This window comes from Roseovarius maritimus, assembly GCF_043355895.2.
GTDB lineage: Bacteria > Pseudomonadota > Alphaproteobacteria > Rhodobacterales > Rhodobacteraceae > Roseovarius > Roseovarius maritimus.
This window is the reverse complement of sequence record NZ_JBHFPF020000020.1, coordinates 22985-30891: the sequence shown is the minus strand read 5'-3', so window position 1 is coordinate 30891 and position 7907 is coordinate 22985. Positions and strand designations below refer to the sequence as shown.

The window sequence follows — 7907 nt, the reverse complement described above, 5'->3', positions numbered from 1 at the left end:
CGGCGGGCCAGCTCAGAACCAGAGGGGGTCAGTATTGGACGCCGATAAGGGGTCAATTTTGAATGCTGATTGACAATCCGAGATCCTGAACAGGCGAAGCTCTTAGAAGCCGGGCTGGACAGCCTGAGAGAGCGGCCTGGGGTCTATCGAAAGCTATCTGGACTGGTCGAGCCGGACGACACAGACGCGATGCTGAGTAAGCTTCTGGAGCGGAGGCAGGACGGGTCATTCCTTGGGGGAGAGGAGGGCAAAAGGCGGACTCAAGACATGATCAAGCGGAAGTCTGAAGACGAATAATGCAGCTAACGCCCCAAAAAAGGAGGCAGCCGCCTGTTAGCTGTGGCGGATACCTTTTTTGATCCTGCTCTGCGCAGTCAGTCTACTTCGATTACAGAGAAATCAAGCTTGACCAGAAGGTCATCATAATCACGATCTTTTCTGTTGTAGTTCGCAGAGATCGCGAGATCGATACCATCGCTCTCAATCTTGTTCTCTTCGAGAATGTCTCTGATCTCAATCAGATCTTCTTTGCTCGCATTGAAGAGATCTCGGTTCTTCGATGTCGGGCTTTTCCAAGCTTGCCGCATGCGCATGCGCAGCTCTTCGATTTCGGAAATGGAGACGACACCTTCAACGATTTCGTTAACCTCTTGGCGAGCCTTTCGCTCTTCGGCCTCCAACGCCTTCCGATCATCTTTAGCTTTCTGTAGCTCGTCCTTGATCTCGTTGAGCTGGTCTTTTGTCTTTTTTAAATTTTCCACTTCCGCTTGCAAGTCAGCAGTAGCCTTCTGTTCGCGCTCAATCTCATTTGCCTTCCCTTTGATCATGTCACGGAGCTTCTCAACTTGTCTTTCAGTCAAATCAACCCGGTCACTCATCGCTATTTTGTGCGGCAGTCCGGATGCATTCATCTCATCAACCCATGTTTTGAGTCGATTGACTGACCGGTTACCGACTGTCCAGCGCTGGTTTCCTGAATCCCATTTTGCATTCTTGAAAACCTTCCGAAACATGTCCTTCAGATCATAATGGAACTCAACGCTGGCACCATCGGAACCATTGTTCAGCAGTGTAATTTGGATTTCTCCGGTTTCCGTCTCATCAGTCAGGTTTGCTTCATCTCTCATGTTATAAATCCTTTATTATCTTAATCCCTCGTGCTCTTATAGAGCCTGAATGCTGCGGTCATCAGCTTCGCTTTGCTGGTTTTTTCGGCTTTACTTAACATCTCGATCTCTTTCTTGAGTGAAAGCGGGATCGAGATATTGAGTTGAGTATATGGATCCTTCATTCGCTTCACTCACTTTTCATCAGCCATATCCATCGTCTCCATACAGCTCCCCATGCCGCTTCATCTTCAGCAGATCGTGTTGCGTCAATCTCAGGTTAGTCAACTTCATTTGCTCTATGTAGAAACCGACCACCAGACGATCCATCCTATCCCGGCTGCGATAAGCAAACGGGTTGCTTCTATCTGTGAGAAAATCGATTTCCTGCAACCCGGCCCACTTCTGATACCGGTATTGACCGCTATCATTGATGCCGTCATTATTTGGATCCCAGAAGTGCAGAAGCCATTCTGCCAATTTTTCATCATCAAAACTGTCCAGTGACGTTGAGGCACCATTTCCATACTTCACCTCAAATTCTCGAAATCTTCTATCATCGTAGATTCCAAATTCACTCCTATCTGTGATGACAACAAACCATGTCGGCGGGCCACAACTGTGAGTCCGATTGACGTTAACGGTCCGCCCCACGTGAATGGTCTCGATTGTTTCAATCGTCCCATCATGGAGCTTTTTTCTTGCTACACCTTTCGCCGCCTCGATTGCGTCCATTAGAGCCAGCTTTGACTGATCAAACGAGGGAACCGCTTCGACATTGCGCTCCAACCAATCCAGTTCCGTCATACTCACATCTAACATTCTTTTGCCTTCCTTCTATTCTTTGCTGTCACCGGATGCTTTATCGCCTCCGTTATTTCTCAAGTGCGCAATAAAACCCCGATTGCAAGCACTTTCTAGTATACTAGCACTAGAAATTTAAAGGGGGCTTTCGGGGCAAAGAAAAAGGCGCCCGAAGACGCCTCTGGAATGGGCTGCTCTGGTAGGAAAAAGGGGCTAGATTCCGACGTCGCCGTCTATTTCTGCTTCCAGATCGACATCGAGATGGCCGACGAGTGAATGCATAATGTCGAAGAGTTCAGGGGACAGACCTGTTACTGTGCCGAGTGTCTCTTCTATCGCCGTGAGAGCCGCATTGATGGCTTCAGGATCGGCCGCGTAGGGTGTTTTGTTGTCGTCTCTATCGCTAGTCACAGTGAAGCTCTCCTCCTGTGAACTCACGCTGAAGCGCAATTTCTGATATCTCGTTCTATTCCAAACGGTTCTGGATTTCCATCAGCTTGGTTTCAAAGACCTCCGCAGGCGTGCGATAGCCCAAGCACTTGCGCGGCGTTGAATTGAGGCGCTGGCAAATCGACCTCAAATATCGATTTGTCAGCGCCGTCGGTGCTGTTGATCTGGGAAGATAGCGGCGCAGCCTGTTGTTTGTGTTTTCAACGGTGCCTTTCTGATACGGCGCTTGCGGATCACAAAACCAAGCATCCGCTCCGATCCCTGCTTTGAGGTTCCGCCAGGCTGAGAACTCGGTGCCGCGGTCGAACGTGATGGATTGGCGCGCGTGAGCGGGTAGGGGTGCCAGACTCTGGATCAGTGCCTCCATGATCGGCTTGGGCTGCCGATCTTCGTTGCGCATCACCACAGCATAGCGACTGACGCGCTCGACAAGGGACGTTACGTTCACCTTCCCATGCTCCTTGCGGAACATCATCAGATCGCATTCCCAATGGCCAAATGTCTCACGCGTTTTGACGTAGTCCGGGCGTTCATGGATCGACCGATCCGGCGGAAAAACAAGGCCACGCGGTGTGCGTCGGCGTCGTGGCTGGCGTTTCTTGCGCCGATGCGGCAGATAGCGCGCCAATTCTTCGGATTGGCCATCAGGGCCGTAAACATAGGCATAGATCGTTTCGTGGCTGACCCGCACAGGTTGACCGTCATACTGCAATCGACCTGCGATCTGTTCGGGCGACCACCCGATCTCCAGTTGCTTAATCACGTGTCGCCTCAGATCCTCGAGCCGCACCAGTTTGCGTCGGCGCGCACGGCGTTGCTTAGCTGATCTCTGCGCCGTCATCCCGTAGTAGCCATCCAGATAGGGCAGCTCATCGTCGGTATATCGGTTCCGCTTGATCTCGCGGTAGACGGTCGAGCGGTGTCTCCCGATCTCAGTGGCGATCTTGTCGACGGATATTCCTACATTCAACATGTCTTCGATTGTGCGTCGTTCACGCAAACCTAACTCCGTGTGGGCCATCTTCCGTTCTCCTTGCTTTCCAGCAAGATAGGGGATTTGTCGCAACCCAGTTTAGAATGTGCCCCGGCTACAGCCAGATGACGCATAATCAATCTTATGTAAACTACCGGTCCGCAATTGCGAGCAATGGAGCACCTTTCCAGCTAAGCCCCTATAAAAACGTAGGCTTTCCAGTCTCAGGGTCTACCCACGTAATGGTCAACCAAGCATTTACTACTCGGGCTCTGATACCACCTTCCAGCCAAGGTTTAAGCGACTCCAGTTCAAACTCGCTTCTCTCAAACGCGTCATAAATCTCTAATACATCGTACAGATTGTGTTCGTTTGGTGGCGGCAGGAGATTGCTATCTTTCACGTACCGACGGTATCTGCCTATAGCTTCTGCGATGTCCGAGAGTGACACAAAATGGGGTCGAACTTCATGCAATCGTGCGCCCTTCGGCAACGCTAGCAGGATCTTCTGGGCTCTTTTTAGCAATTGAGTGATGATACTGTCTCCCAACACTTTTTTACTGAACTCTTGTCTGGAAAGAGCACTAGAGTTCACACGTACCTTATCTTCAAACTCAATAAGCAGAGTTGGATGATCGTAGTGAACATAGGTACATTCAACATCTCTTAGAAAAAGTGCGATTGGCTCCTCGCAACCCGTGAAATCATCAAGTGGGATCGGCCGCGGAATGCGGAATATAAGTTGATACTCGACCTTTTGCATTAAAAATCAGCCTCCCTTACCCTGTATCTATTATCTCTTGTTAATTGATTCGCCTCAGAGTAAACCCCACTCAATACGTAATCAAATTAAAAATATATTCCAAAGCACTAAATTTATTTTTGGATTTTATAATGATTAAAGAAGAATACAAGAATTTTTTAATTATGTGTTAAAGAATAAAAGAAGTCGTTGTAGTGCGGCTATTCATGCCCTCGTACACTGATCTGATCCCCGCAAACTCGATCGTTCACATGACGACACCGAAGTTTTCGGACACACAGAAGGCGTTCATCATCAAGCAGGGCGACGAAGGCACGCCTGTCTCGGAGATCTGCCGCAAGGCCGGGATCAGACAGGCGACCTACTTCAACTGAAAGAAGAAGTATGCCGGAGTTCTGCCAACCGAGATGAAGCGGTTGAAGCAGCCCGAGAATGAGAACGGCCGGCTGAAGAAGATCGTGGCCGACCTGACCTTGGGCCGCGAGATGTTGCAGAACGTCATCCGGCGAAAGTTCTGAAACCTGGTCGGATGCGCGAACTGGTTCGCGGGGTGTGCAGCGATTGGGCGGTTTCGATCAGGGCGGCCTGTGGGGCCATCGGATTTGATCGCTCGACGTTTCAATACAAATCCCTCCGCACCGATCAGGCTGCTCTCGAGAAGCGGATTAGAGGATTTACATATTTTTATCTAGGCGGATGCCCTCCATTGCGACAGCGTATCTGATCGTGTTGACCGTCATCCGTGCTCCCAGAAAATCACTCATGCGCGCCGTCAACAGATCGGCATGAGCTCCAGACTTTCGGCGAAGACGGAACGCAGCGCGAGGCGTGTCTAGGTCGTTTGGGGCGTCGTCCGGGATGACGACGAGGATGTCATAATCACTGTCCTCTCGATTATCACCGCGTGCACGACTGCCGAACAGCCAAATTTCCGCTGCTTGCATGTCGCGTTTACACAACTCTACAAGTCGCAAAATCTCTTGCGGCAGGCGTTGTTTGTCTTCTTATGAAACCATTCGATCTCACTACCACCTCGAGCAAATGGGGTAATTGCTTTTCAATCAGTATTTCGAATTCACAGGAATGTTTTGCACTCAGACACTGTCATCTAGCGGCCTCCTGCGCATGGGTAGTTTATCTGACGTACAAGCTGATCATAGCTCCGCTCCGGGCTCGACTTCTGGCCAGATCGGATTGATTGGAAGGCTTGCAGCTCTGTTTTCGATATCTTTGAACAGCATGGGTTTAAAATCCCAGAGATCGACCCCGACATTCACTGAATTGCGGCTTCCGCACCAGTTATCATGCACATGACCGAACAGGTTCAGAGCCCCCCTCCTCGCCCCGTTCCAGGTGATCAATGGGTAGTGATAAAGTGTGTGCCACTTGTTTTCAGAGCCGTCTTGCACCGTTGCAGTGTCCGAAATCGACGTCCATGGCAGCTCTAGAACACTGTCTTTGTCATGGTTGCCAACCACGAGGTGCTTTTCTGCCCCTGGCAACTGATCAAAGATGGAGCGCACATACGCTTTGTCTTTGGCTTTCCGGCCAAAAGCAAAGTCTCCGATGATCCACAACTGATCGCTCGGTCCAACTGCCTGCCGCAGGTTTTTGAGCAGAACCCCGTCCATCTCGTCCGCGCTCTCGAACGGTCGATTGCAATGCTCGATGATGTTGCGATGGCCGAAATGGGGGTCTGCTGTATACCATTTTTTCATGTCGTTCTCTTTCACTTTTTTGCAAAGCGAGCGATCACGAGATGCTGGGATTTTCTAGAAACTCACGGGCACATGTCGAGACCGCCCGCAAAATAACGGGACGCTATCTGTCGACAGGTATTATCGAGTGCACGTTCATGCTGAGAACCTAATATCCCTGGCTGATGAGGTCAATAGAGAGGCCCTTACAAAGTTATCTTACCAGACCACTTTGAGCCTAGTAATTTCAGAAAAAATTGAATCCTTGGAAACCAGGTTCAGCCCCGAAAGCTCGGCCGTCGAGGCTATGAATCGGTCGAATGGATCCCGGTGTGCTCACTTCCTCAGACTGGCATGAAGACAGATTTCACGGGTCAAAGTGGCCGTCAACCCCCCCCCTGCCCCCGCAGAATTTCAGGCAAGTCTTCTGCATACGGCTGCATGTCCGGCCACTTGCCGAGCCTGACTTTCTGCCCGATCTCAAAAAAAGCTGATCGGGCTCACATAAACGGCATCCGCATTCTCGATTACTGAGCATGCATTCGTATAGAGCTGGGCATCATCAGTGAAAGCCCAATCCCAGGCATGGGTGTCGAGCAGGACTGAACTCATTCCCAAGTTGCCATCTCATCTTCATACATGGGTCCAAGAAAGTCTGGAGACGTTTTGATCTTGCCTTTCAGCGTTCCGAATTTGAAGCCACCCTGGGGGATTGCCGTCAACCTTACAACCGGCTTAGAGCCTTTTGAGATAACAACTTCCTCGCCAGCCAACGCGGCTTCTATCAGCTTCGATAGCTGGCTTTTGGCTGTGTGTATATTGTATTCCATGATCGCCTTCCGGCCTACTTAGCTAAATTAGCCAATCCGGGCCGGTCAATCTGAGTTATATAAAGCCCATGCCGAAGACCGGAGATGATCTTTCGGCATCAAGCTCGATCTGAAGCTCGAGATCCCGGCAGCGCTTGTGCTCTTTGCTGACCTCGGCTGTGTAGATGCTCCGAAGCTCAATCTCGTCAGAGAGCTCGACGGATGACTCCAGAGACCCATTGAGGAAGGCCTCTATGCGCTCCGGACCATCTCAATCAATTTTCGGTTGGATGATAGATGGGAGTGCCACGGGCACTCAGCCTGCGGCTGCGCCCCAAACTGGCTGAAAGCTCGATGGCACCGCGTTTTTTATGGCGGTGTCGATACATGTGTCGAGCAAAGAGAGCGAGTACCGGGGTTGTCAGACCGGCATTTATGCTGATTCTGTCGATCCAAATTGATCCATTGCTATTTGGTAAAACGTGTATCGTATGCAGCCAGTGGTGGATGCCCTTGCCCCACTCGCTGGTTTCTATGCGCTTAGTCTCGAGACAGACTTGGTCTATTCGGATATGGTAGTCATATGATTTCGCAAATCCCAACGCTGTAACGTCTGTTATGTATGTGCGCCCAGGCTGCATCAGTTGGGCTGGAAGGCCATCATAGATAGAAACCGGGCGCGACACTTCCATCATGTCGGCAAAGTTCCTAGCCTTTTCGAACAGTGTTTCCGTCGGTTCTGGGTAGATTGCTTTAACCACCAAGTTGAGACCCATTTTCGTCCTAACCACGCTTGTTCTCTATGCCAATTCAGAGGAGTGGATCTCAACCGATGCCTTGCGACCCCTAGCCTTCGAAGGCGAGCTTGGCAGTTCTTTCTTGGCGTATTCAGGCAATAGCGAGGCTTTTCTATGACGAATGGTACAACGATGTTTCCCAATTAGAGCGGCTTTCCCATCACACCGCCGCTGCTTGGCGGTCGAATAGCCAATATGCTCGCGCGCGCGATCCATCACCTTAGCAAGAACTTTCTGACAATCGTGCAGGTGATCGCGCGCCAGACAGCGGCACTCGCGGCGAACCAAGACACCTAGTGAATATCCGGGGGCAGCGAGTTGAACTTACTGATCTCATGCGCAGCCAACTCAATCATTTTGGGACGACCGGAAGCCGTGTCGTGCTATGTGGCCTGAGCGTCACGGTGCCACCTACCATTGCCCAGACGCTCAACATGGCCTTGCACGTGCTGGCGACGAACGCAGCCAAGTATGGCAGCCTCAGCAACGACACAGGCGGGCTCGCGTT

9 protein-coding genes and 2 pseudogenes are annotated in these 7907 nt (G+C 50.9%); 1 reads left to right on the top strand and 10 read right to left on the bottom strand.

Annotation, left to right across the window (positions count from 1 at the left end; all coding sequences use genetic code 11):
• Nucleotides 1-374: 374 nt before the first annotated feature.
• From ACEWPM_RS19370 to ACEWPM_RS19350, 5 genes are all read right to left on the bottom strand, one after another.
• The gene (locus ACEWPM_RS19370) at nt 375-1127 is read right to left on the bottom strand and encodes a hypothetical protein (RefSeq protein ID WP_393964011.1); all 753 of its coding nucleotides are present in this window, start codon (nt 1125-1127) and stop codon (nt 375-377) included.
• A gap of 183 nt (nt 1128-1310) precedes the next feature.
• Nucleotides 1311-1928, bottom strand: a complete 618-nt coding sequence (locus ACEWPM_RS19365; protein ID WP_393964012.1) for a hypothetical protein — start codon at nt 1926-1928, stop codon at nt 1311-1313.
• 195 nt (nt 1929-2123) lie between these two features.
• A complete protein-coding gene (locus tag ACEWPM_RS19360) occupies nt 2124-2321 on the bottom strand; it encodes a hypothetical protein (RefSeq protein WP_393964013.1) in 198 nt (65 codons plus the stop codon).
• Nucleotides 2322-2376: 55 nt separating this feature from the next.
• The gene (locus ACEWPM_RS19355) at nt 2377-3381 is read right to left on the bottom strand and encodes an IS30 family transposase (protein ID WP_393964014.1); all 1005 of its coding nucleotides are present in this window, start codon (nt 3379-3381) and stop codon (nt 2377-2379) included.
• Nucleotides 3382-3532: 151 nt separating this feature from the next.
• The gene (locus ACEWPM_RS19350; RefSeq protein WP_393964015.1) at nt 3533-4096 is read right to left on the bottom strand and encodes a hypothetical protein; all 564 of its coding nucleotides are present in this window, start codon (nt 4094-4096) and stop codon (nt 3533-3535) included.
• Nucleotides 4097-4347: 251 nt separating this feature from the next.
• Between ACEWPM_RS19350 and ACEWPM_RS19345 the strand changes: the two are divergent.
• Nucleotides 4348-4766, top strand: a pseudogene (locus ACEWPM_RS19345) (transposase); the annotation flags it as partial.
• A gap of 4 nt (nt 4767-4770) precedes the next feature.
• Here the strand turns inward: ACEWPM_RS19345 and ACEWPM_RS19340 are convergent.
• The 5 genes and pseudogenes from ACEWPM_RS19340 to ACEWPM_RS19320 all read right to left on the bottom strand — a co-directional run bounded on the left by ACEWPM_RS19340 (nt 4771) and on the right by ACEWPM_RS19320 (nt 7378).
• Nucleotides 4771-5055: a nucleotidyltransferase family protein gene (locus tag ACEWPM_RS19340; RefSeq protein ID WP_420768114.1), complete on the bottom strand. Its 285-nt coding sequence runs from the start codon at nt 5053-5055 to the stop codon at nt 4771-4773.
• A gap of 195 nt (nt 5056-5250) precedes the next feature.
• A complete protein-coding gene (locus ACEWPM_RS19335; RefSeq protein WP_393964017.1) occupies nt 5251-5814 on the bottom strand; it encodes a metallophosphoesterase in 564 nt (187 codons plus the stop codon).
• A gap of 198 nt (nt 5815-6012) precedes the next feature.
• A pseudogene (locus ACEWPM_RS19330) lies at nt 6013-6111 on the bottom strand (hypothetical protein); the annotation flags it as partial.
• A 290-nt stretch (nt 6112-6401) separates the two neighbouring features.
• Nucleotides 6402-6623, bottom strand: coding sequence for a type II toxin-antitoxin system Phd/YefM family antitoxin (locus tag ACEWPM_RS19325; RefSeq protein WP_393964018.1), 222 nt, complete (start codon nt 6621-6623; stop codon nt 6402-6404).
• Between the two features lie 254 nt (nt 6624-6877).
• Nucleotides 6878-7378, bottom strand: coding sequence for a hypothetical protein (locus ACEWPM_RS19320; protein WP_393964019.1), 501 nt, complete (start codon nt 7376-7378; stop codon nt 6878-6880).
• Nucleotides 7379-7907 lie beyond the last annotated feature (529 nt).

Excerpts from the sequence above, each read along its gene's own strand:
- ACEWPM_RS19365 (WP_393964012.1), bottom strand. The coding sequence starts at position 1,928 with ATGTTAGATGTGAGTATGACGGAACTGGATTGGTTGGAGCGCAATGTC.
- ACEWPM_RS19355 (WP_393964014.1), bottom strand. The coding sequence starts at position 3,381 with ATGGCCCACACGGAGTTAGGTTTGCGTGAACGACGCACAATCGAAGAC.
- ACEWPM_RS19325 (WP_393964018.1), bottom strand. The coding sequence starts at position 6,623 with ATGGAATACAATATACACACAGCCAAAAGCCAGCTATCGAAGCTGATA.
- ACEWPM_RS19350 (WP_393964015.1), bottom strand. The coding sequence starts at position 4,096 with ATGCAAAAGGTCGAGTATCAACTTATATTCCGCATTCCGCGGCCGATC.
- ACEWPM_RS19370 (WP_393964011.1), bottom strand. The coding sequence starts at position 1,127 with ATGAGAGATGAAGCAAACCTGACTGATGAGACGGAAACCGGAGAAATC.
- ACEWPM_RS19335 (WP_393964017.1), bottom strand. The coding sequence starts at position 5,814 with ATGAAAAAATGGTATACAGCAGACCCCCATTTCGGCCATCGCAACATC.
- ACEWPM_RS19320 (WP_393964019.1), bottom strand. The coding sequence starts at position 7,378 with ATGGGTCTCAACTTGGTGGTTAAAGCAATCTACCCAGAACCGACGGAA.